Source organism: Falsochrobactrum shanghaiense, assembly GCF_003149535.1.
GTDB lineage: Bacteria > Pseudomonadota > Alphaproteobacteria > Rhizobiales > Rhizobiaceae > Brucella > Brucella shanghaiense.
This window is the reverse complement of record NZ_QGDB01000004.1, coordinates 214,195-235,521: the sequence shown is the minus strand read 5'-3', so window position 1 is coordinate 235,521 and position 21,327 is coordinate 214,195. Positions and strand designations below refer to the sequence as shown.

The window sequence follows — 21,327 nt, the reverse complement described above, 5'->3', positions numbered from 1 at the left end:
TTTCACTTGCCGGTTGTAAAGTATTTCTGGCTTTCTGGCCGGTTATTGAAAAAAGTGCAGCTAATTACGAGGCTACATGGCAAACTATCTCTGCAATATGAAGAGATAGGCGAAGCTTGGAAGTCATGTTAAAATCAAAATAGGTGCTCATATGATCTCTGAAAAATATGATAACAATACTGCTTTAAAAGTCATTGGCAATCGTTTAAATGTGAACATTAGTAATGGTAAAACATTATCTATTGCGTGTTCTATTTATTATTCACCAGTATGTGGATAATTACGAGAGTTGCTTTAATAAAGCATGTTAGTTAATTTATAGAATAACCTTATTGAGCTTGCAAATTGCAAGTTCAATAAGGGGTATTTTTTATTACATCATATATTTTGTCCGCCGGGCTGCTTCGTTCAGGCAGAGTAATAAAGCCGGTAAAATGCGCTTCATCAAGCATGATAAGGTTTGCCGATGACGGGTCTATCATTAGACGATGATATTTTCGCTGATGTTTATCGTCATCTTCTGGCTGATCATTATGATTATGTTCTGCATGTGCGGGATTTGCCCGCTTCTGAAACGGAGCTCAGGCGATTTTTTGAGCGTGCCTGCTTCCCGGTTCTCAAAAAGATATGGGAAAGATTGCTGATCCTGGAGATGAATTTCGCGGATCAGGGCGGATTGCTGCAAGGGCAATCTGACGCTGAACGGTTTTTATTTTTTGTTCGCGAGGTCCGCAAGCAAGAAAATCTGACGGCGCTTTGCAAAAAATATCCACGCTTATGGGAAACATGGCAGCGGGATATAACGATCTATTCAAATTCCCTGAAAGTCTTTCTTGATCGCATTGCTTTGGACATCCGCATGGCGGCTGATTATTTTCATGGGGATAGCGCGGTCAGCCGAATAAGCGACATTCATATGATTGGTGATCCGCACAGAGGCATGCAGCAGACTGCACGGGTGGAATATATCAATCAGGAAGGGTGCTCGCGTGTTCTTTATTACAAGCCGCGAGATATGACGATTGACGAAGGCTTTTATAACCTCATTGGGTGGTGGAACCGTCATTTTTTAATCGATCATGCTGTTCCGCGCGTTCTTAACCGGGGAGATTATGGCTGGGCGGAAGCCGTCTTGCAGAGCGAGTGTGAAACGCCAGAGCAGGTGCGTGCATTTTACCGCCGTTATGGCTCGCTCATAGCACTCGCCCATTTATGTTCTGCAACAGATCTTCATATGGAAAACATTGTTGCCCACGGTGAATATCCGGTCATTGTTGACCTGGAGACTGTTTTCTCCTGCACGCTGGAAACGGAAAAACATATCCCGGCCAACAACCATCTATATGCTTCTCTTCTGTTGCCTACAGAAACTATGTATGACGAGATAGAGATCAGTCCGCTGAGTGCCCGTGCACAAATGCAGACAGCCATTGATATTCTGGTCAACCCGCAACAACGCCGCTCCTCACTGAAAATGGAAAAGCAAAAACTGGTGACCGGAAATTACCCCAGCGGGGTAATACTCAACGGCGATACGGTCGATTTTCTTCACTATGAGCAGGAAATTCTGGATGGAATGCGGGAAACACTTTTGTTTCTGCATGATAACCGGCGCGATGTTCTCGACGTGATAAAAGGCGCCATGCGTCACGCTCAGGTGCGCATTGTCAAACAGGCGACGGAAGAATACGCAAAAATACTCTATAATTGCCGCCATCCTGAATCTCTCATAAGGGGGACTACTGCCCGCGATTTGCGGGCTCTTTGTGATCCTGCCCGTGATGCCGATATTATGGAATCGGAAATTGCTGATTTGGAACGCGGCGATATTCCGTATTTTCAGATGTCGTTCGATGCAGACATTCTGACCAATAGTCTTGGGCAACCGCTTGCAACGAGAGTTTTTCAGTCGCCTCTCAACAAACTGGAGAGCCAGTTTTTACGGCTAACGCCAGCATTCATTGAGCAGACCCTAGAAGATGCCCGATATGCATTCCTTGTGTATCGCCTGCGAACGAAAACCGTTTGTGCCGGAAAACCGCAAAATTATGCAAACCTCACTGCAATATCCGATGACCGGTGGCTTGATGCGTTGGCGCATAGCGTCATGAACAGTGTCATGGATCGCGCGCAGCACGCGGACGGAAAAATCTATTGGCGCAACATTTCTGTAATGGATGATACAATCCGTGCTGATTTAACGGGCCTTGATCTTTATCAGGGCGTTTCTGGTATTGCTCTGGCCTTTCACATTGTCGGACAAGGTTTGTCCAATAGCCGTTTTATGGGGTTTGCGCATAGGCTTGCCGGCCAGATCACCGCGCAGTTGGAGAACATGCCGGCTGCGCAACTGGGGGCGCTAAACGGAACGGCGGGGACCTTATGGAGCTTGAGCCTTATCGAACAGGCACGGCTGACGCGATGCCTTTCCCTGCTGGATCGTGAATTGGCAAAAATTTCTTACCAATTGCTAACGGAGAAATTTGAACAATATCAACAGCTCGACTTTCTGGGGGGCGTCAGTGGCACTTTAAGCATGTTGTCAAGGTTACATGGGCTCTATCGCAATTATCCGATAGCCGAAAAGATCAGGAGGCTTGCCGATACTGCATTCATGCTCTTGAAACATATGTCGAATGCGCTTCTTGATGAAAAAACAACATTGCTGGGCTTTGCACATGGAACCGCAGGGGTTTCCGCTTCGCTGGCCGAATATATGACCTGCTTTCGGCAAGAGGACAGGGAGGCGATTGCAATTATTGGATCTAATATCGAACGGGAAACCAGATACCGGACAAGCCGGGGCTGGCCGCGTCTTGGAAAAGATGACATTTGCGGTACGTCCTGGTGCCATGGCTCCGTGGGGATCGGTTATTCGCGATTACTGTGCCGCCCTTACATTCCGGAAGAAGCCTATGCTGCGGATATGGCAATCGTCACGGCACGGCTGGGTGAAGCACGTCCTTCAATTGGTCTTTGCCACGGCATGATGGCTGACTATTGCCTTGCACGCGCTCTTGGCATTGACAGCACTGAAATATTGCACCGCATTCGGAAAATCATAGAAGATCAGGGTATCAAAACAGATTTCGGTTTGAATGATTTCGAGCTTGTGGGGGCGATGACCGGCGTTACCGGTCTGTTTGTCGGCGATGCCATATTACCGGGGATAATTCGCGGATAAAACAGCGTTATTTTACCTGTTCCGAAATTTGGTTTTCTTTCACGGGAAGGTCTGCTAACCCTCTCCTGCATAGCGGAGAGCGTGAGGGTCATGGAACCGATCATACATACGCTGGTCAGAAAACTGCCCGTTTTCTCCGGCATGGAGGCAGCGGCCTTCAGTCAGCTTATGAGCCAGGCCACGCACCGGATTGTTCCAAAGAACAGTGCCGTTTTTCAGCAGGGCGAAGAAGCCCGCCTTTTCTATCTTCTGATCCAGGGCAGGCTCAAGGTCACGCAGGTGACGGCGGATGGCCAGCAGATCATCGTCCGCGTCGTCAATCCCGGTGACTTGTTCGGTTTTGCCATGGCGCTGGGGCGCACGGATTATCCCGGCACTCCGTCCGCGCTGGTGGACAGCAGCGTGCTTGCCTGGCCCATGGAGATGATGAGCGGCTTCATGGCGCGCAATCCGGTGCTTGCGGTCAATACGATGCAGATGATCGGAAGCCGCCTCGATGCCGCCCATTCACGCATCCGCGAAATTTCGACGGAAGAAGTAGAGCAGCGCGTGGCGCATGCCATCATCCGGTTGCTCGGCGAGGCGGGCGTGAAGGAAAAGGGCGGTATTCGGATCGATTTTCCGGTTTCCCGGCAGGATATAGCGGAATTGACCGGCACGACACTGCATACGGTTTCACGTATCATCAGCCAATGGCAGAGCAAGGGCTGGGTTGAAGGCGGGCGTAAATCGCTGTTCGTTCGCGATCTTTGTCGCCTGCGACAGATTGCCGACCCGGAAATCTGATCAATAGCCGGACTATTTGATCCGGGTCAAAGAAACAGTTCCCCTTCAGCTCTAGTCTGCAACTTGTACGGCCCGCCCGGCACGTTGCGATGCCGGGACCTGAAGCATTTCCAGCAAAAGTGTAAAACGGTTTTGCGCCCGGAAATGCATAAAACAAATAGAGCGGCTCCGACGGTTCTGCTTGAACTGGTAACGCTCTAGACATGGAGATCGAGCTCAAATGCGTAATATTGCCATTCCCTTCGCCGCCGCTGCCGGACTTTCCCTTCTGATGGCCACCCCCGCTCTGGCCGAGAATTTTGAAGTCCAGATGCTCAATAAGGGCGCAGAAGGCGTCATGGTTTTCGAACCCGCGCTGATCAAGGCCAATCCCGGAGATACGATCACATTCATACCCGTGGACAAGGGGCATAATGTCGAGTCGATCAAGGGCATGATCCCGGAAGGTGCTGAAAAGTTCAAAAGCAAGATCAATGAGAATTATACGCTGACCGTCACCCAGCCCGGCGCTTATCTTGTCAAATGTACACCGCATTATGCCATGGGTATGATTGCGCTCATCGAAGTGGGCGAAAACCCCGCCAATCTCGATGCAATCATCGCGGCCAAGAAGCCGAAAGTGGTGCAGACGCGGCTGGAAAAGGCTCTCGCCAGCGCACAATGACCCGTTGCTGGCCGCGCTATGAACCCTACCCGGAGTCGGCTGCATGATGAGGAAGCCATGACCACACAGGAAGGCACACCAGCCGCCTCCGCCAGCCCGGACGCAACGCCCTTCATACGCCGGGGTGCCATCGCACGCGGGCTGAAGACGACGGGTCCGGCAATTTTAGGCTATGGTTTCCGCCCGTTCTTTTTTGGCGGGGCCATCTGGGCGATTCTGGCCATGCTTTTATGGATCCTGTCGCTTACCTTCGGGCTGTCGATCGGCGGTTCTTATGGCGGCGTCAACTGGCATGCGCATGAAATGGTGTTCGGCTTCGCGCCAGCGGTACTGGCAGGCTTTCTGCTGACCGCCGTGCCGAACTGGACCGGCAGGCTGCCGGTTGCCGGAACGCCGCTTGCGATCCTCGTGGGGGTGTGGCTTGCCGGAAGACTGGTCTTTCTGGCGCCCGACCTGATGCATATTTCCATAAGCATTATCGTTGAGAGCCTGTTTCTGCCCCTGCTGCTTTTCATTGCAGCGCGCGAGATCGTTGCAGGAAAGCAATGGCGCAATCTCAAGGTGCTGTCCGGCGTCGCTCTCGTCATGATCGCCAATCTCGTCTTTCATTATATGGTGCTGACCAATGGCGACGTGGCGCTGGCCAGCCGCTTCGGGGTAAGCGCCTTCGTGCTGCTGGTCATGCTGATGGGCGGACGGATCATCCCCAGCTTCACCCGCAACTGGCTCAATCGCGCAGGCGAAACGCGTTTTCCCGTACCGTTCAACCGCTATGACGCGTTGAGTGTTTTTATCGGTGCAATCGCCTGCCTGGGCTGGATCGCGGCCCCTGAAAGCTCACCGACCGTCGTGTTCGCCCTGATCGCCGGGGCCTTGCATGCGATACGGCTTTATCGCTGGCGCGGCTGGAGCACGACGCCTGAAAAGCTAGTGCTTATCCTGCATGTCGCCTATGCTTTCGTGCCCCTTGGCTTTATCGCCGTTGCCTGTTCCGCGCTTGGCTGGCTCAATCCCTATTCTGCCCTGCATGTCATGACGGTCGGCGTCATGGGCTGCATGATGCTGGCGGTGATGACCCGTGCAACCCGTGGCCATACCGGCCGTGAGCTCACCGCTTCGCCGACGACGCAGCTGATTTATCTGTGTATCGTCGCCTCCGCACTTACCCGTCCCTTTGCGGAAATGATACCAGACTTCTTCCATACGTTGCTTGCCGCATCGGCCTTGTTATGGATGGCGGCTTTCAGCCTTTATATTGCGGAATATGCCCCCATGCTGCTCAGGCACCGCCGCTCGCGCGGATAGCACAGCCTGCATCGAGTTGTGGGTCCTTGAGTATTTTCATATCTAGCTGTTGACCCTTATTTAACTTCCTATACCATATCTTGTGTTCAAGGTGCTTTCGATTCGTAAGGGCCGAAAGCGAAGATGGGAATCCGGTGCGGGCTGTCTGGTCCAGATAGCGCAATGCCGGAGCTGCCCCCGCAACTGTAAGCGGTTAGTCCTTATCCTATATGCCACCGGCGTTGCCGGGAAGGCGGATACGGGGCGGTGATCCGCAAGCCAGGAGACCTGCCTTGAACGTGAACGTCCACGGGCGGGGTGTCCGGATGGCGCGCAATCGAGCATGGCGATCATATGCCGTGCCTGTTTGCTGCCCCCGAATATCCCACCACAAGCTTCGGGGTGAAGAGCATGTCCAGTCAGTCTAGTTCATTGTGCTTTTTGTTTGAGCGAAACCGCCGGTCTGTCCGCCGCAAGCGCGGCTGATCCGGCCCTCCACAATACAATTCCCGATAGGGCGCAGATGTAAATGCGCATCGACTTTCTGCGCCCTTTAAACCGCATAATTAGTTGGCTAACTCTTGGTGAGGATAAAATGACCATTACCGTCTATAGCAAGCCTGCATGCGTGCAATGCACGGCCACGACCCGCGCGCTCGACCGTCAGGGTATCGAATATAAACTCATCGATATTTCCGCCGACACGCAGGCTTTCGATCTGGTTCAGGGTATGGGCTACCGGCAGGTTCCGGTTGTCGTTGCGGGCGAAACCCACTGGGCGGGATTTCGTCCCGACATGATCGGCGCGCTCGCCTGAACCCCATCACGAAAACCCGGTTTTGCGGAGCCTGTCATGGGACAGATCGTCTATTTTTCCAGCCGTTCGGAGAATACGCACCGTTTCGTGATGCGGCTTGGAATGCAGGCATCCCGCATTCCGCTGGAAAGCTATGAAGACGGTTCCGGCATGTTGCGTGTGCATCAGCCCTTCGTGCTGGTGACGCCCACCTATGGTGCGGGGGGCCACAAAGGCGCGGTCCCCAAGCCGGTTATCCGTTTTCTCAACAATGCAGATAACCGCTCCCTCATTCGCGGCGTGATTGCTGCGGGCAATTCTAATTTCGGCGAAGCCTTCGGCCTCGCAGGCAACATCATTTCCGCCAAATGTCAGGTTCCCTATCTCTACCGCTTCGAACTTTTGGGAACCGCGGAAGACATTGGCAAGGTTACAGACGGGATGGAACGATTTTGGACACGGCAGACACAACCCTGATCCGCGAGCGCGAAACTGTCGCCTCAGCGGAAAAGCAGCAGCCATTGGTATCGGCGGCAAGCGGCCAGACAAAATTGGCCGAAACGTCGCTGGATTATCACGCGCTCAACGCGATGCTGAATCTCTATGACGACGAGGGCAATATCCAGCTCGAAAGAGACCGGCAGGCCGCACGGCAATATTTTCTCCAGCATGTGAACCAGAATACCGTCTTCTTCCATAATTTGCGGGAGAAGCTCGATTATCTGGTGACGGAAGGCTATTATGAGACAGAGGTTCTCGACCAGTATTCCTTCAATTTCGTGCGCGACCTGTTCGATGAGGCCTATGCGAAGAAATTCCGCTTTCCCACCTTCCTCGGTGCATTCAAATATTACACCAGCTACACGCTGAAGACCTTCGACGGCCAGCGCTATCTGGAACGTTATGAAGACCGTGTCTGCATGGTTGCGCTGACGCTTGCGCGCGGCAATGAGCAACTGGCGCGCGAAATCGTCGAAGAGGTGATTTCGGGCCGCTATCAGCCGGCAACGCCGACCTTCCTCAATGCGGGTAAAAAGCAGCGCGGCGAACTCGTCTCGTGCTTCCTGTTGCGCGTCGAGGACAATATGGAATCGATTGGCCGCTCCATCAATTCGGCGCTGCAACTTTCCAAGCGCGGCGGCGGCGTGGCGCTGAGCCTCACCAATATTCGCGAATCGGGCGCACCGATCAAGCAGATCCAGAACCAGTCCTCGGGCATCATCCCGGTGATGAAGCTGCTTGAAGATTCATTCTCCTACGCCAATCAACTTGGCGCGCGTCAGGGGGCGGGAGCGGTTTATCTGCATGCGCATCATCCCGACATCATGCGTTTTCTCGATACCAAACGCGAAAATGCCGATGAGAAGATCCGCATCAAGACGCTGTCGCTGGGCGTGGTGGTTCCCGACATCACCTTCGAACTGGCGAAGAATGGCGAGGATATGTATCTGTTCTCGCCCTATGATGTGGAGTGCGTCTATGGCGTGCCGTTCACCGAAATCTCGGTTACGGAAAAATACCGCGAAATGGTGAATGATGCGCGCATCACCAAAAAGAAGATCAAGGCCCGCGAGTTCTTTCAGGTGCTGGCCGAAATCCAGTTCGAGTCCGGCTATCCCTATATTATGTTCGAGGACACGGTGAACCGCGCCAATCCGATTGACGGACGCATCACCATGAGCAATCTCTGCTCGGAAATTCTTCAGGTCAGCGAGGCAAGCCTGTTCAACGAAGACCTGTCCTATGAACATCTGGGCAAGGATATTTCCTGCAATCTGGGGTCGCTCAATATTGCAGCGGCAATGGACAGTTCCGATTTTGGCAGGACCATCGAGACTTCGATCCGTGCGCTGAGCGCCGTTTCCGATATGAGCAATATCGGCTCGGTTCCATCGATTGCGCGCGGCAATGACGAGAGCCATGCCATCGGGCTGGGCCAGATGAACCTGCATGGCTATCTTGCTCGCGAGCGCATTTTCTACGGCTCGGAAGAGGGCATCGACTTCACCAATATCTATTTCTACACGGTGACCTATCATGCGATCCGCGCCTCGAACCGGCTGGCGGTCGAAGCCGGGCGCAGCTTCAAGGGTTTTGAAAAATCGAAATATGCTTCCGGCGAATATTTCGACAAATATACCGAGCAGCTTTGGGAGCCGGCGACCGAAAGGGTCAGAGAGCTTTTCGCGGATGCGGGCATTGCGATCCCGACGCAGGACGATTGGCGCGCACTCAAAAAATCGGTCATGGAAGGCGGGCTTTATAACCAGAACCTGCAAGCCGTGCCGCCGACCGGCTCGATCTCCTATATCAACCACTCGACCTCCTCGATCCATCCGATCGTTTCGAAAATCGAAATCCGCAAGGAGGGCAAGATCGGCCGCGTCTATTATCCGGCTGCTTTCATGAGCAATGACAATCTTGAATATTATCAGGATGCCTATGAAATCGGCCCGGAAAAGATCATCGACACCTATGCGGCGGCAACGCAGCACGTCGATCAGGGCCTGTCGCTGACACTGTTCTTCCGCGACACGGCGACCACGCGCGACATCAACCGTGCGCAAATCTATGCGTGGAAGAAAGGCATCAAGACCATTTATTACATCCGCCTGCGCCAGATGGCGCTGGAAGGAACGCAGGTCGAAGGCTGCGTCTCCTGCACATTGTGACCGAGGGAATCTCATGAATATGCAATTTACGCCCGGCAATGAAAAAAAGCCCGGTCTCGTGCGCGCCATCAACTGGAACCGCATCGAAGACGACAAGGATCTGGAGGTCTGGAACCGGCTGACCGGAAATTTCTGGCTGCCGGAAAAGGTTCCGCTTTCCAATGACATCCAGTCATGGGAGACGCTCAAACCGGCAGAAAAACAGCTCACCATCCGCGTGTTCACGGGGCTGACGCTGCTTGATACCATCCAGAATGCCGTTGGTGCGGTCACGCTCATGGACGACGCGGCGACACCGCATGAAGAAGCGGTGCTATCGAACATCTCCTTCATGGAAGCGGTGCATGCACGTTCCTATTCATCGATATTCTCCACGCTCTGCCTGACGCCGGACGTGGACGACGCTTACCGCTGGTCGGAAGAAAACGAGTTTCTGCAAAAGAAATCCGCGCTCATTCTCCAGAACTATCATTGCGGCGATCCGCTGAAGAAAAAGATCGCCAGCGTCTTTCTCGAAAGCTTTCTGTTCTATTCGGGCTTCTATTTGCCGATGTACTGGTCAAGCCGCGCCAAGCTCACCAATACTGCCGACCTGATCCGGCTTATCATCCGCGACGAGGCGGTGCATGGCTATTATATCGGCTATAAATACCAGCGCGCTCTTGAGCATCTGGATGAAAAGCAAAAGCAGGAAATCAAGGACTTTGCCTTCGATCTGCTGCTGGAGCTTTACGATAATGAGGTCCGCTATACCGAAGCGCTTTATGATGGGGTGGGGTTGACGGAAGATGTGAAGAAATTCCTTCACTATAACGCCAACAAGGCGCTGATGAACCTTGGCTATGAAGCGCTGTTTCCGGCGGAGGCCTGCAAGGTCAATCCGGCGATCCTGTCGGCACTTTCACCCAATGCCGACGAGAACCATGACTTCTTCTCCGGCTCCGGCTCATCCTATGTGATCGGCAAGGCGATCGCGACCGAAGACGAGGACTGGGATTTTTAGAATGTGCCCCGAAAAGTGTGAAACGGTTTTCGGGAAAGATACGCGTTAAAATAAAACAGCCGCGCCATTATCGTGATGGCGCGGCTGTTCTTATCATGGCGTTTTAGCTGCGTGGCAGCAGGCGCTTTACTTCCTTGGCCGTATCGGCAAGTGCCTCTTCCGGTGTAGCGCTCTGCTCAACCACACGCGAAGAATTGTCCACGATGGTCTGCGTCACCTTCACGCCGTTTGCACCGGGGAATGCGTACCACGGCACCATCAGCGACATCTGGCTCAGACCGGCGTTGAAGAGCGGATTTTCGTCGTAAAACTTGCCCAGATATTCATCCGACTTGGCGGCCAGTTCGTTATTGGGTACGTAGCCGGTGCCCGGAACGACGACCGAAGCGCCGTAAGGGCCAGCGGCGAATTTGGCGAATTTCCATGCGGCGTCAAGCTTGGCAGGGTCTTCCGAGAGGATAACGACGGCATTGCCGCCGGTCGGCAGGCGACCGTTTTCCGCGTCGATCAGCGGAATCTTTGCGGTGCGCAGATCGAACTTGTCGCCGACATTCTTGATCATGTTGCGCAGTCCGGCGGTGCTCTGGAAAGCGAAGCCGACCTTGCCTGCGGCAAAGGACTGCTCGCCGGCAGCCTTGGTCAGAACCGGCAAGCCGCCTTCCTTGACCATGCGGTCGAGTAGCTGCATGGCAGCAAGCCCTTCCGGTCCGTCGAAGGCGATGTTCTTTTCATCTTCCGAAAGCATGGTGCCGCCAGCACCAAACAAAAGGGCGGAGAACATCCAGTCGTCGCCCTGCCAGCGGAAGTCGATGCCTTCATTGCCGTCGCCGAGCGCCTTGATCTTGCCGCCCATTTCGATCACTTCGTCCCATGTGGTGGGCGGCGTGTCGGGATTGCCGCCAGCAGCGCGCACCAGATCGGCATTGTAATACATGATCGGGTTGGAGGTCGCAAAAGCAAGTCCGACCTGGCGATCGCCGACGCGGCCCAGTTGCAGGATACGGTCCGTGAAGCCCTGCGCTTCCATATCCGCTTCCTTGTCGACCAGCGGCTTCATGTCCACGCCGACATTGCGCTCGGCCAGCATGCGCAGGCGGTTGAGGCCGGTAAAGGTCAGGTCGGGCATTTCCGACGTGCCGACCTGCCGCATGATCGTCTGGATGCCTTCTTCATAAGTGGCCGAAGGGCTGACGAAATTGATCTTGATGTCCGGATTTTCTTCCATGAACTTGGTGGAAATATCCGCCATCACGTCCTTGAAGAAGCCGGGCATCGGATAATGCACGTTGAGGGTCGTGTCAGCCAGGGCAGGCGAGCTGATGCCGGTGGCCAGCATAAGGGCTGCGAAAGCGCGGGAGAGGGGTCTCATAATGTCTCCTTGGGAGGTGGGAGGTGGGAGGTTTCAGCCTTTGAGGCCGGTTAGCGTGATGCCTTCGATGAAACGGCGCTGCGCGGCGAGAAATGCCAGCAGCAGGGGAAGGGTGATGACGAGCGTTGCCGCCATGAGCGCGCCATAGTCGTCACCGGCTTCCGCGGCGCGGAAATAAAGCAGTCCCAGCGGCGGTGTTGCCCGCTCCATGCCGTTGATGACGATTAGCGGCCAGAACAGATCGTTCCAGTGCGCGACGACTGAAAAGATCGAAAAGGCCGTGATGGCGGGCCATGCATTGGGCACGATCACCCGCATGACGATGCCGGTTTCCGACATGCCGTCGAGCCGCGCGGCGCTGATGAGATCGTCAGGCAGCGCGCGGAAGAATTGCAGAAACAGGAAAATGCCGAAGACGGAGATGAAGAAGGGCGCGCTCAGCGCGAAATAGCTGTTGAGCACGCCGAGCTTGTTGAAGCCGACATAGAAAGGCAGCGCGGTGGCGTGGATGGGCACCAGAAGACCCATCATGACCATCGTCATCATGATGCGCTGGCCGCGAAATTTGAGCTTCGCCATGGCATAGGCGCAGGGAATGGCGATCACCACCTGAAAAAACAGGATGATCGCGCAGACGATCACGCCATTGAAAAGCAGCAGCCCCATCGGCACGCGGGTCAGCGCCTTGCCGAGATTTTCCCACAGCGCCCAGTTCTGTGGAATGAGATTAAGCGAGGACGTAAAAATATCCTGCTGCGATTTTGCCGCCGTCGAGAGCATGAAAATGTAAGGCGCGAGGAAGATCAACGCGCCCAGCGAAAGCAGCGCCAGACGGAATGAGCGGGAAAGGGTCATGGCTGTTTCCTCAATAGTGGGTCCGGCGATCCAGCACGCGGAATTGCAGCAGCATCAGAACGATCAGCACGGCAAGGAAGATGACGGTCATCGCGGAGGCGTAGCCGACTCGCAGATAGAGGAAACCTTCCTGATAGATCGTCCACAGCAGCACTTCGGATGCCTTGTTCGGCCCGCCTTCGGTCAGGGTCTTGACGGTCTCGAATACCTTGACGGCATTGATGATGCTGATTGTGGTCACGAAAAGCGTCGTGGGACCGAGCAGCGGCCAGGTGACGAGGCGAAAACGCTCCCAGCTGCTTTTGACGCCATCGACTTCCGCCGCCGAATAAAGCTCGCGCGGGATTGCGGTCAAACCGGCCAGAAACAACACCATGTTGAAGCCGACGCTCTGCCAGATGCCTATAAGCGCCAGACTGAGCAGCACGGTATCGCTCGATCCAAGCCAGTTGGGGCCTTCTATGCCGACCATGCCGAGCATGGCATTGACGGGGCCGAGCGTGGGGTGAAGCAGATATTGCCAGACTGTCGCCATGGCGACGAGGAGCGAGGCGACGGGCAGGAAATAGACTGTGCGAAAGAAGGACTTGCCGCGCGCTTCACTTTCAATGAGCAAGGCAGCACCCAGGCCCAGAAATACCGAAGCCGGGGCGACGATCACCGTATAGATAGCTGTATTCTTCAGAGAAACCAGAAATGTACGGTCATTGAAAATTTCGATGTAGTTTTCCAGACCGACAAACTCGACGCCATCATAGCCCAGTTCGAAATTTGTCAGGCTCCAGATCAATACGGTCGCGGTCGGCAGCAGGATGAGCAGCAGGCTCATCACAATTGCGGGCGCGGAGAGTTTCCAGGCAAGCATTTCCTCGCGGCGGCGCGCCTTTTCCGCGGCGGTGCGGGCAATGCTCTTTGGCGCGGGATGCAAGACGGCTTCAGACATGAGCGGAAGCCTTTTCCTGAGTTGCGATTTGGGGAGCATGACCGGCGGGCTGGCGCAGCCGTGCACCGTCCTCACCAAAGAGATGAGCATTCTCGGCTGCAAAATGCAGGCCGACGGCCAGACCCGGCGCCAGGTCGCGGCCAGCTTCGGGGTCCAGCTTGACGGTAAGATCATGCTCGGATCCGGGGGCGCTCAGATAGACGAGAACCTCGGAGCCGAGAAATTCGATTCTGTTTATGGTAGCGGCAATGCCCGTCTTGTCGTGCGGTACGAGGCGGAAATGTTCCGGGCGGATGCCGATGCGGATATTGGTGCCCGAATAAGCCGCAATGTCCTGCAGGATCGCCCGACCGGCGAAATGAACGGTGCCCTGATCGCTTACCAGCCCGTCGAGAATATTGATGCGCGGCGTGCCGATAAACTGCGCGACCTCGATATGTTTGGGATCATTATATATCGCCGTGGGCGTATCGATTTGCAGCAGCTTGCCGCCCATCATCACCGCAACGCGGTCGGCCATGCTGAGCGCTTCGGCCTGATCATGCGTGACGTAGATCGTGGGGACGCCCGCGCGGCGGTGCAGCTCGACGATCTCCGCACGGGTATGCACGCGCAGGTTCGCATCGAGATTGGAGAGGGGCTCATCCATCAGGAACGCGCCGGGCTGGCGCACAAGCGCGCGTGCAAGCGCGACGCGCTGGCGCTGTCCGCCCGACATCTGGCCCGGCTTGCGGTCGAGCAGATGATCGATCTTGAGGCTGGTCGCGGTGAGCCGGACCTGCTTTTGTATGGCGGTGCGTTTTGCTTTCTGTCCCGGAATGGCCGCTCCGATGAGCGGCAGGCGCTCCGCCGTCGACATATCGCGCATGGCGAGCGGCACCGCGATATTCTGCGCGGCGGTCAGATGCGGATAGAGCGCATAGGACTGAAACACCATCGCCATGTTGCGGTCGGCGGGGTGGGCTGCGGTAATATCGCGGCCCGCTATGGCGATGCTGCCTTCATCGGCATGGTCAAGACCGGCCAGAATGCGCAAAAGCGTGCTCTTGCCGCAACCGGACGGACCGACCAGCGCGATGAACTCGCCTTCCGCGACATCAATGGAAATACCGTTCAGAATCTGGTTGCTGCCGTAGGACTTGCTGATGTCGGTAAGGACGAGTGTGCTCACTGGCTTGCCTCCGCAGCCACCGGCTGTCCGTCACCAGTGTGTTTTGGATAGACTTCATGCACGACGTCATCGATGACATAGGGCGTGAGTTCCTCAAGATGGACGATCTCGCTTTGCACGGTTTCGCCCAGATCGTGGATGGCTGCGCCCAGAATGCGATCGCCCGGCAGGTCGCGCTCCATCGGCCCCACGATGAAGGCCGCTGCGGGCGCCCAGATGCAGTTGAAGCCCACTCCATCGCATGACCAGGCGCGATGCAGGTGTCCGCTGGCGTGAAGCTTCACATTATGCGCGGCGAAAAGATCGTAAAGCCGTTGACGCGCGGCAGGGCGGATGCCCCAGTAGCCGCTGTCGCCCTCATCGGGACTGTCGACGAAAAGCGGCTTGTGCGCGAACACCGCAACCGGCTTGCCGGAGCTATTCGCAAGCTCGCCTTCAAGCCATTCAAACTGCTCTTCTTCCGCGGCCTCGCCCGAGCCGATGATCAGGCTGTTGAGGCCGATCAGCGTCCAGCCGCCGTGTTCCTGAGCCCAGCGGTCTGCTCCGAAATGCCTGTTCCAGCGCGCCAGCCGTTCGGAATTGGCGGGCTGGTGGCTTTCGGGCAGATGCCCGATGTCGTGATTGCCGGGCAGCACCAGAGTGGGGGCGGAAAGTTCATCGAGGCAGGAACGGCAGAATTCGAGATCCGCTTCAATATCCGCGCCGTCAACGCTCACATCGCCGGTATGGATGATGAGGTCCGGTTTCTGCTCCTCGATCCATGCAACAAGCGGTTGCCAGTTGCGATTGAAGTGCGGCTTGAGAGGGCTCAGATGGGTGTCGGTGATCTGGATGATCCGCACGGTTACGCTCCTTGTATGATTCGTTTCTTGCCATTCTTCCCGTTCGTTCTTCCGGACTGGGGGAGGGCTGCATCTGGAGCCGGAGCATGAAAGCTCACCCTGTCTCTGTCTGCTGGCTGTGCGATGGCATTTACAAGGCCTCCATGACGTGCAAGCAACAGTGCTGCGACATTTGGATGACATCGCAATCATGTGTCGCAAGGTAGCGCCGTGCGCGTGCGCGGCGCAGCATTCGCCGTGATTGGAAGGGTGGAGTGCAATCCCCCCGCAATCCACAGCGACAGGGCGGGAACACGCTTAAAACCCTTGTTTTCGAACATAATATAACAGTTAAATCGTTATAATTTTTCAGCCACATTGTGATGTTTTGAAAATGGTGTTAGGCACGCCTTGCCCTCATTTATGGGCGATGCTTGAAATACCGGCAAAGGGATTACGGTCTATGGGTTCTGCTTCATCTGCGTCTGCTGCGTCGCCGGACTCTGATTACCCAAACATTGCACATCATGCTGCCCCGCTTGTTCTTGCGGGCGATAGCGACCATGTCGAAGCCGGGCAGGTCGAGGACTATCTCGACGGCTGGGCCGGTCAGGATGCGCTGCGTCTGGCGACGGTCAATGTGATCAAAGCTATTCTGGCAGGCGCGGGCAGGCTTGCAGGCCGCATCGCGCGCGGTTCGGTTCCGGGTGATCCGGGCAAGCTCGTCGGCGTCAACAGCGATCAGGACCAGCAGAAGAGCATCGATGTCGGCTCGCACAATCTTTTTGTCGAATTGCTGGTTGCGGCGGGTGCCGCCTCCATTCTTTCCGAAGAAGCGGAGCTGCCGATAGCAGGCAATGCAGATGGTCTGGTGGCTGTGGCTATCGATCCGCTCGACGGCTCCGGCAATGTGGGGCTGGGCGCGCCGCTTGGCACCATTTTCTCGATCATGCCCGCCGATACGGATGAACCATTCCTGCAACCGGGCAATCGCCAGATTGCTGCGGGTTATGTCTCCTATGGCAATTCTGTCGATCTTGGATTTTCGGTCGGCGACGGCCTGATCCTTGCGACCTTCGATCCTGTGAGCGGTGCTTTCCTGATTATGCGCCGCGATCTGAAACTGCCTGAGCGCGCTTCCGAGCTTGCATTCAATGCCTCGGTCTACCGGTATTTGTCGGATGGCATGAGAGCCTATATCGATGATGCCTTCAGCGGCAAGGACGGACCGCGCGGGCGCAATTTCAACATGCGCTGGCTTGGCGCGGCCGTGGGTGATCTGCATCGCATCCTGCAGCGCGGGGGCCTGTTTTTCTATGTGAACGACAGCCGCCCGGGCTATGAAAACGGGCGCCTGCGCCTCGTTTACGAAGCAAATCCGATTGCCTTCCTCTGCCAGCAGGCAGGCGGCAAGGCAAGCAACGGGCGTATGCCTGTCCTCGATATTGTTCCGCAAGCCTATCATGAGCGCAGCGGACTGGTGTTCGGCGTGGCCGAAGAAGTTGATCTACTTGGCGAATATTTCGCAAGATAACCATGGGAGTTGAAAATGGCGCGCATTACGCTGCGGCAATTGCTCGATCACGCCGCTGAAAAAGGCTACGGTGTTCCCGCCTTCAATATCAATAATATGGAACAGGCATTGGCCATCATGGAGGCAGCGGATGCCACCGATGCGCCGGTGATCCTGCAGGCATCGCGCGGCGCGCGCGCCTATGCCAATGACATCATGCTCAAGCATATGATGGATGCGGTAACGGAAATCTATCCGCATATTCCGGTCTGCGTGCATCTCGACCATGGCAATGAGCCCGGCACATGCATGACCGCCATTCAGTCGGGCTTCACGTCCGTCATGATGGACGGCTCGCTCATGGCCGATGGCAAGACCCCGGCAGACTGGGACTATAATGTTTCCGTCACGCGGCAGGTCAGCGAGATGGCGCATCTGGGCGGAATTTCCGTGGAAGGTGAACTGGGTGTTCTTGGCTCGCTTGAAACGGGCATGGGTGACGCGGAAGACGGCCATGGCGCGGAAGGCAAGCTGTCGCAGGAACAGCTTCTGACCGATCCGGATGAAGCGGTGAAATTCGTGCGTGAAACCAAGGTCGATGCGCTCGCGATCGCCATGGGCACGTCGCACGGTGCATACAAGTTCAGCCGCAAGCCAGATGGTTCGGTGCTGGCCATGCATGTGATCGAGGAAATCCATCGCAAGCTGCCCAATACGCATCTGGTCATGCATGGTTCGTCTTCGGTGCCCGAAGAGCTTCAGGAAATCATCAATAAATATGGCGGCCAGATGAAGCCGACCTGGGGCGTGCCGGTCGAGGAAATCCAGCGCGGCATCAAGAACGGCGTGCGCAAGATCAATATCGATACCGATAACCGCATGGCGCTGACCGGGCAGATCCGCCGCGTTCTTCAGGAAGATCCGAGCGAATTCGATCCGCGCAAATATCTCAAGCCCGCAATGGCTGCGATGACGAAACTCTGCAAGGAACGCTTCGAGCAGTTCGGCACCGCCGGTCATGCAGGGTCAATTCGCCCGCTGCCGGTTTCGGAAATGGCCAAGCGTTATCGCGATGGTTCGCTGGACCCGAAGTTCAGCTAAATCAATAGATGCAAATAAAAACGGGCGGAAAATTTCCGCCCGTTTTTGATTCCATACGTTGAAATCAGCGCTTGTTATATTTGGCGTCGACGTCGTCGATGGCCTTCACATTGCCGGCTGAGCGGCCATTTTCATCGAATGTCTCGGCAAGGAAAGCGTCGGCAATGGTCTTTGCCACTTCCGAACCGATCACGCGCGCGCCCATGGTGATGATCTGCGCATTATTGGAAAGGGCCGCGCGTTCCGCCGAATAGGTGTCGTGGGTCAATGCTGCGCGAATGCCGGGAACCTTGTTGGCGGCGATGCAAACGCCAATGCCCGTGCCGCAGACCAGAATGGCGCGGTCATAGGTGCCGTCGAGAACGGCGGAAGCCACACGGTCGGAGAGATTGGCGTAGAAAGCATCGGCGCCCGCATCGGTGCGCGATATTTCCGAAACCTCGAAACGGTCCTTGAGGTGGTCCGCGAGAACCTTGGCCAGACCTTCACCGGCGCTGTCGCCTGCTACTGCGATTTTCATGACTATACTCCTTGGCTTTCCTGAATCTTTGCGGCGCATTTATCCAGAATGTCGAGATAACCTTCCACATTCCACGCCGAACGACCGATGAACAATCCATCAATATGTGGGCAGGCGATCAGCTCTTCGCAATTGCCCGGATTGACCGAACCGCCATAAAGGCAGGCTATGCGACGGCCCAATATCTCTTCGGCAACCGCGATGATTTCGGCCTGCCGCGCATCGGCATAATCTGCTGTCGCGGGAATGCCGTTCTCACCGATGGCCCAGACCGGCTCATAGGCCAGCAGGATTTCGGCCTGTTTCTGCGCGCCGGAAAGCCTTGCAAGCGCGCCGCGCACTTCTCCCGCAAGCACTTCTCCCGCGCGTCCGCTTTCGCGGTCTTCGAGCGTCTCGCCGATACAGATAAGCGGAATCAATCCATGGCGCACGGCAGCCTCGACTTTGAGGCCCACGGTCTCGTTGGTTTCACCAAAATGCTCGCGGCGTTCGGAATGCCCCAGTTCCACGATGTCGAGATTGCAGTCTTTGAGCATGAGCGGCGAGATTTCGCCGGTCCATGCGCCCTGATCGGCCCAATGCATGTTCTGCGCGCCGACCTTGACGGATGTATCGGAGAGGATTTCCTTTACTTCGCGAACAGCGGTGAAAGGCGGAATGACGAAGCGCCGGATATGGGGCGAGCGGCCTTCATCGGCAGCTTTGAGCGCTTCGGCAAAAATGCGTGCTTCGGCCAGCGTCTTGTTCATTTTCCAGCTCGTTCCGACCCAGAATTTAGACATGACTGTTCTTCCTACTCTTCTGCTATCGTGAGTTTGATCCCGGCCTGCTCCAGCGGCGCCACAAATTCCTCTGCGGGAGATTTGTCGGTGATGATTGCATCGAAATCCGCAAGATCCGCCATGACATGCAGCGCCGGTCGCCCAAAGCGCCGGTGATTGATCAGCAGGCAGGAGCGGACCGACGAAGAGGTCATGGCGCGTTTGGTGCGCACGACGCTTTCATCCATGTGATAGACCAGCCTGCCATTGACGGCGGGCGCTGAAATGAAGGCGATGTCGGCACTTAGGCGCGACAGCGCTTCTTCAGTCAGCAATCCGAAATAGGCATTGAACTTGGGCGAATATACGCCGCCCAGCGCGATAAGATTGATGCTGTTCTCGCCCTTGAGATTGTCGATGATCACCGCATTATTGGTGATGATGGTCAGCGGGCGCTTTTCACGCAGCAGATTGCCCAGAACCGCTGCGGTCGAGCCGTCATTGATCATCACCGTCATGCCGGGTTCGATCAGCTCCAGCGCCGTGCGCGCCATTTGCAGCTTTGCGGCATTGTCCTGCGTTTCGCGAAAGCGGAAATCGCTCTCAAACTGCGTACCGGTGTCGATGGTGGCCCCGCCGCGCATCTTGCGCAGAACGCCGGCATGTTCCAGTGCATCGAGATCGCGGTGAATGGTCATTTTGGAAACGGCGAAACGCTCTGCCAGATGATCCAGATCGACGGCGTGGTTTTCAATCAGCAGATTGATGATCGCCTGCCTTCTGTCTTCGCGCTTCACTATTTTTCCGATCTGCGTCACGAGCCTTCGTTAAGCAAAGCTAAATCACAAAATCACAAAAAAATCCATTAAAATGTTATTTTGTGATCTTTTACGATCTTTTATCCAGAGGGTCTTCACAGGTCGGGTTCAGGTCTCAACCAGTGCCTTTGCGGTGCGTTCATCGGTGATGAGGCCGTAAAGCCGTCCGCTTTTCAGCACCGCGCGGATGGCTTCCACTTTTGACATGCCGCCGGCAAGGCCGATGATGCGGCTCATATCGGCGTTCTCGACCGAAGCTGCGATGGTGCGCGCGGTGAGGGCGGTTTCCAGTGCCCGCCCCTCGGCATCGAAAAAGTGGCCAAGCATTTCGCCGACCCCGCCCAGATTGGCGATTTCCTCGGCTTCCGCAAGCTCGATGACGCCAGATGTCACAAGCTGCGCCTGCGCGTCGACCGTGCCGATACCCACGATCTTCAACTCGGCGCGGCACCCCATTTCGAATATGCTGGTGACGCCCTTTTGCGCAAGAAGCACCTCGCGGTCCTCTGCCGTATTGGCAAAGAACGGGACGGGCATCACATAGGCGCGCATGCCGGTTTTTTCGGCAATGCGGTGCATCACATCATGCGGATTGGCGGCGAAATCCCGTGTCAGGCCACCAAGCAGCGAGACGAATTGCAGATCCCGGGCGCTGACACGCGGCATATGATTGACGGCGGCGGAAAGCGTGCGTCCATGACCAAGGCCGATCACTTCATGATCGCCATGCTCGATCTCGCGGCGGAGAAATTCGGCACCGGCATTTCCCAGCGCCATCAGGGGCAGACCCTCTTCGCCCAGATCAGGCGCCACTTCGCAATATTCAAGCTCGTAAAGCTCGCCGAGGCGGTTTTCGAGATCGATGCATTCGGTGATGTCGCCATCGATCGTTACCTTGACCGCACCATCGGCAACCGCCTTGGCAATGAGCCGATGCGCCTTCACGGAGGGCAGGCCGAGACGTTTTGCAACCGCCGACTGCGTCATGCCGGCTACGAAATGAAGCCATGCTGCGCGAAGGGCAAGGGAATCATCGGGGTCCGCCATGGTTCGTGATCTTTCAGTC

The 21,327-nt window shown here is 55.9% G+C and carries 19 protein-coding genes and 1 riboswitch; of the genes, 10 read left to right on the top strand and 9 right to left on the bottom strand.

Annotated features, from left to right (window positions below; translation table 11 throughout):
- Positions 1–466 precede the first annotated feature (466 nt).
- From DKP76_RS12140 to nrdF, 8 genes are all read left to right on the top strand, one after another.
- Complete coding sequence (locus DKP76_RS12140) at positions 467–3,184, top strand: type 2 lanthipeptide synthetase LanM family protein (protein WP_109707003.1); 2,718 nt, start codon at positions 467–469, stop codon at positions 3,182–3,184.
- A 90-nt stretch (positions 3,185–3,274) separates the two neighbouring features.
- Complete coding sequence (locus DKP76_RS12135; protein WP_109707001.1) at positions 3,275–3,970, top strand: Crp/Fnr family transcriptional regulator; 696 nt, start codon at positions 3,275–3,277, stop codon at positions 3,968–3,970.
- A 220-nt stretch (positions 3,971–4,190) separates the two neighbouring features.
- On the top strand, positions 4,191–4,634 hold the full coding sequence (locus DKP76_RS12130) for a pseudoazurin (RefSeq protein WP_109706999.1): 444 nt from the start codon (positions 4,191–4,193) through the stop codon (positions 4,632–4,634).
- A gap of 57 nt (positions 4,635–4,691) precedes the next feature.
- Positions 4,692–5,939: an NnrS family protein gene (locus DKP76_RS12125; RefSeq protein ID WP_109706997.1), complete on the top strand. Its 1,248-nt coding sequence runs from the start codon at positions 4,692–4,694 to the stop codon at positions 5,937–5,939.
- 72 nt (positions 5,940–6,011) lie between these two features.
- A riboswitch (cobalamin riboswitch) is annotated at positions 6,012–6,228 on the top strand.
- A 285-nt stretch (positions 6,229–6,513) separates the two neighbouring features.
- A complete protein-coding gene (gene nrdH / locus DKP76_RS12120) occupies positions 6,514–6,735 on the top strand; it encodes a glutaredoxin-like protein NrdH (RefSeq protein ID WP_109706995.1) in 222 nt (73 codons plus the stop codon).
- A gap of 36 nt (positions 6,736–6,771) precedes the next feature.
- The gene (gene nrdI / locus DKP76_RS12115) at positions 6,772–7,191 is read left to right on the top strand and encodes a class Ib ribonucleoside-diphosphate reductase assembly flavoprotein NrdI (RefSeq protein ID WP_109706993.1); all 420 of its coding nucleotides are present in this window, start codon (positions 6,772–6,774) and stop codon (positions 7,189–7,191) included.
- Positions 7,083–9,386 carry a class 1b ribonucleoside-diphosphate reductase subunit alpha gene (gene nrdE, locus DKP76_RS12110; protein ID WP_425349394.1) on the top strand — a complete coding sequence of 768 codons (2,304 nt, stop codon included), beginning with the start codon at positions 7,083–7,085 and terminating at the stop codon, positions 9,384–9,386. Before nrdI ends, nrdE begins: the two co-directional genes overlap by 109 nt.
- Positions 9,387–9,399: 13 nt before the next feature.
- Positions 9,400–10,389 carry a class 1b ribonucleoside-diphosphate reductase subunit beta gene (gene nrdF / locus DKP76_RS12105; RefSeq protein ID WP_109706992.1) on the top strand — a complete coding sequence of 330 codons (990 nt, stop codon included), beginning with the start codon at positions 9,400–9,402 and terminating at the stop codon, positions 10,387–10,389.
- A 103-nt stretch (positions 10,390–10,492) separates the two neighbouring features.
- Here nrdF and DKP76_RS12100 read toward each other — a convergent pair whose 3' ends face one another.
- The 5 genes from DKP76_RS12100 to DKP76_RS12080 are packed head-to-tail and all read right to left on the bottom strand — an operon-like array spanning position 10,493 to position 15,569.
- Positions 10,493–11,758, bottom strand: a complete 1,266-nt coding sequence (locus DKP76_RS12100) for an ABC transporter substrate-binding protein (RefSeq protein WP_109706990.1) — start codon at positions 11,756–11,758, stop codon at positions 10,493–10,495.
- 33 nt (positions 11,759–11,791) lie between these two features.
- The gene (locus DKP76_RS12095; protein ID WP_109706988.1) at positions 11,792–12,613 is read right to left on the bottom strand and encodes a carbohydrate ABC transporter permease; all 822 of its coding nucleotides are present in this window, start codon (positions 12,611–12,613) and stop codon (positions 11,792–11,794) included.
- A gap of 10 nt (positions 12,614–12,623) precedes the next feature.
- A complete protein-coding gene (locus tag DKP76_RS12090) occupies positions 12,624–13,556 on the bottom strand; it encodes a carbohydrate ABC transporter permease (protein WP_109706986.1) in 933 nt (310 codons plus the stop codon).
- A complete protein-coding gene (locus DKP76_RS12085) occupies positions 13,549–14,727 on the bottom strand; it encodes an ABC transporter ATP-binding protein (protein ID WP_109706984.1) in 1,179 nt (392 codons plus the stop codon). The genes DKP76_RS12090 and DKP76_RS12085 overlap by 8 nt, the downstream gene beginning before the upstream one ends.
- Positions 14,724–15,569, bottom strand: coding sequence for a metallophosphoesterase family protein (locus DKP76_RS12080; RefSeq protein ID WP_109706982.1), 846 nt, complete (start codon positions 15,567–15,569; stop codon positions 14,724–14,726). The genes DKP76_RS12085 and DKP76_RS12080 overlap by 4 nt, the downstream gene beginning before the upstream one ends.
- A gap of 442 nt (positions 15,570–16,011) precedes the next feature.
- Between DKP76_RS12080 and DKP76_RS12075 the strand changes: the two genes are divergently transcribed.
- Together DKP76_RS12075 and fba are read left to right on the top strand one after the other, a co-directional pair.
- On the top strand, positions 16,012–17,082 hold the full coding sequence (locus DKP76_RS12075) for a class 1 fructose-bisphosphatase (RefSeq protein WP_109706980.1): 1,071 nt from the start codon (positions 16,012–16,014) through the stop codon (positions 17,080–17,082).
- A gap of 15 nt (positions 17,083–17,097) precedes the next feature.
- On the top strand, positions 17,098–18,162 hold the full coding sequence (gene fba, locus DKP76_RS12070; protein WP_109706978.1) for a class II fructose-bisphosphate aldolase: 1,065 nt from the start codon (positions 17,098–17,100) through the stop codon (positions 18,160–18,162).
- Between the two features lie 64 nt (positions 18,163–18,226).
- Here the strand turns inward: fba and derI are convergent, their stop codons facing one another.
- The 4 genes from derI to DKP76_RS12050 form a co-directional block, all read right to left on the bottom strand.
- Positions 18,227–18,682 (bottom strand): D-erythrulose-4-phosphate isomerase, encoded by a 456-nt coding sequence (gene derI / locus DKP76_RS12065; protein ID WP_109706976.1) that lies wholly within the window; start codon positions 18,680–18,682, stop codon positions 18,227–18,229.
- 2 nt (positions 18,683–18,684) lie between these two features.
- Complete coding sequence (locus DKP76_RS12060) at positions 18,685–19,464, bottom strand: triose-phosphate isomerase (RefSeq protein ID WP_109706975.1); 780 nt, start codon at positions 19,462–19,464, stop codon at positions 18,685–18,687.
- 11 nt (positions 19,465–19,475) lie between these two features.
- Positions 19,476–20,240 (bottom strand): DeoR/GlpR family DNA-binding transcription regulator, encoded by a 765-nt coding sequence (locus DKP76_RS12055; RefSeq protein WP_109706974.1) that lies wholly within the window; start codon positions 20,238–20,240, stop codon positions 19,476–19,478.
- Positions 20,241–20,369: 129 nt separating this feature from the next.
- Entirely contained in the window at positions 20,370–21,308 is a 939-nt protein-coding gene (locus DKP76_RS12050; protein WP_109706973.1) for a sugar-binding transcriptional regulator, read from the bottom strand.
- Positions 21,309–21,327: the final 19 nt, after the last annotated feature.

Coding starts and splice junctions, on each gene's coding strand:
- DKP76_RS12060 (WP_109706975.1), bottom strand. CDS start 19,464: ATGTCTAAATTCTGGGTCGGAACGAGCTGGAAAATGAACAAGACGCTG.
- nrdF (WP_109706992.1), top strand. CDS start 9,400: ATGAATATGCAATTTACGCCCGGCAATGAAAAAAAGCCCGGTCTCGTG.
- derI (WP_109706976.1), bottom strand. CDS start 18,682: ATGAAAATCGCAGTAGCAGGCGACAGCGCCGGTGAAGGTCTGGCCAAG.
- DKP76_RS12100 (WP_109706990.1), bottom strand. CDS start 11,758: ATGAGACCCCTCTCCCGCGCTTTCGCAGCCCTTATGCTGGCCACCGGC.
- nrdI (WP_109706993.1), top strand. CDS start 6,772: ATGGGACAGATCGTCTATTTTTCCAGCCGTTCGGAGAATACGCACCGT.
- DKP76_RS12130 (WP_109706999.1), top strand. CDS start 4,191: ATGCGTAATATTGCCATTCCCTTCGCCGCCGCTGCCGGACTTTCCCTT.
- DKP76_RS12135 (WP_109707001.1), top strand. CDS start 3,275: ATGGAACCGATCATACATACGCTGGTCAGAAAACTGCCCGTTTTCTCC.
- DKP76_RS12090 (WP_109706986.1), bottom strand. CDS start 13,556: ATGTCTGAAGCCGTCTTGCATCCCGCGCCAAAGAGCATTGCCCGCACC.
- nrdH (WP_109706995.1), top strand. CDS start 6,514: ATGACCATTACCGTCTATAGCAAGCCTGCATGCGTGCAATGCACGGCC.
- fba (WP_109706978.1), top strand. CDS start 17,098: ATGGCGCGCATTACGCTGCGGCAATTGCTCGATCACGCCGCTGAAAAA.
- DKP76_RS12075 (WP_109706980.1), top strand. CDS start 16,012: ATGGGTTCTGCTTCATCTGCGTCTGCTGCGTCGCCGGACTCTGATTAC.
- DKP76_RS12140 (WP_109707003.1), top strand. CDS start 467: ATGACGGGTCTATCATTAGACGATGATATTTTCGCTGATGTTTATCGT.
- DKP76_RS12125 (WP_109706997.1), top strand. CDS start 4,692: ATGACCACACAGGAAGGCACACCAGCCGCCTCCGCCAGCCCGGACGCA.
- nrdE (WP_425349394.1), top strand. CDS start 7,083: ATGTCAGGTTCCCTATCTCTACCGCTTCGAACTTTTGGGAACCGCGGA.
- DKP76_RS12050 (WP_109706973.1), bottom strand. CDS start 21,308: ATGGCGGACCCCGATGATTCCCTTGCCCTTCGCGCAGCATGGCTTCAT.
- DKP76_RS12095 (WP_109706988.1), bottom strand. CDS start 12,613: ATGACCCTTTCCCGCTCATTCCGTCTGGCGCTGCTTTCGCTGGGCGCG.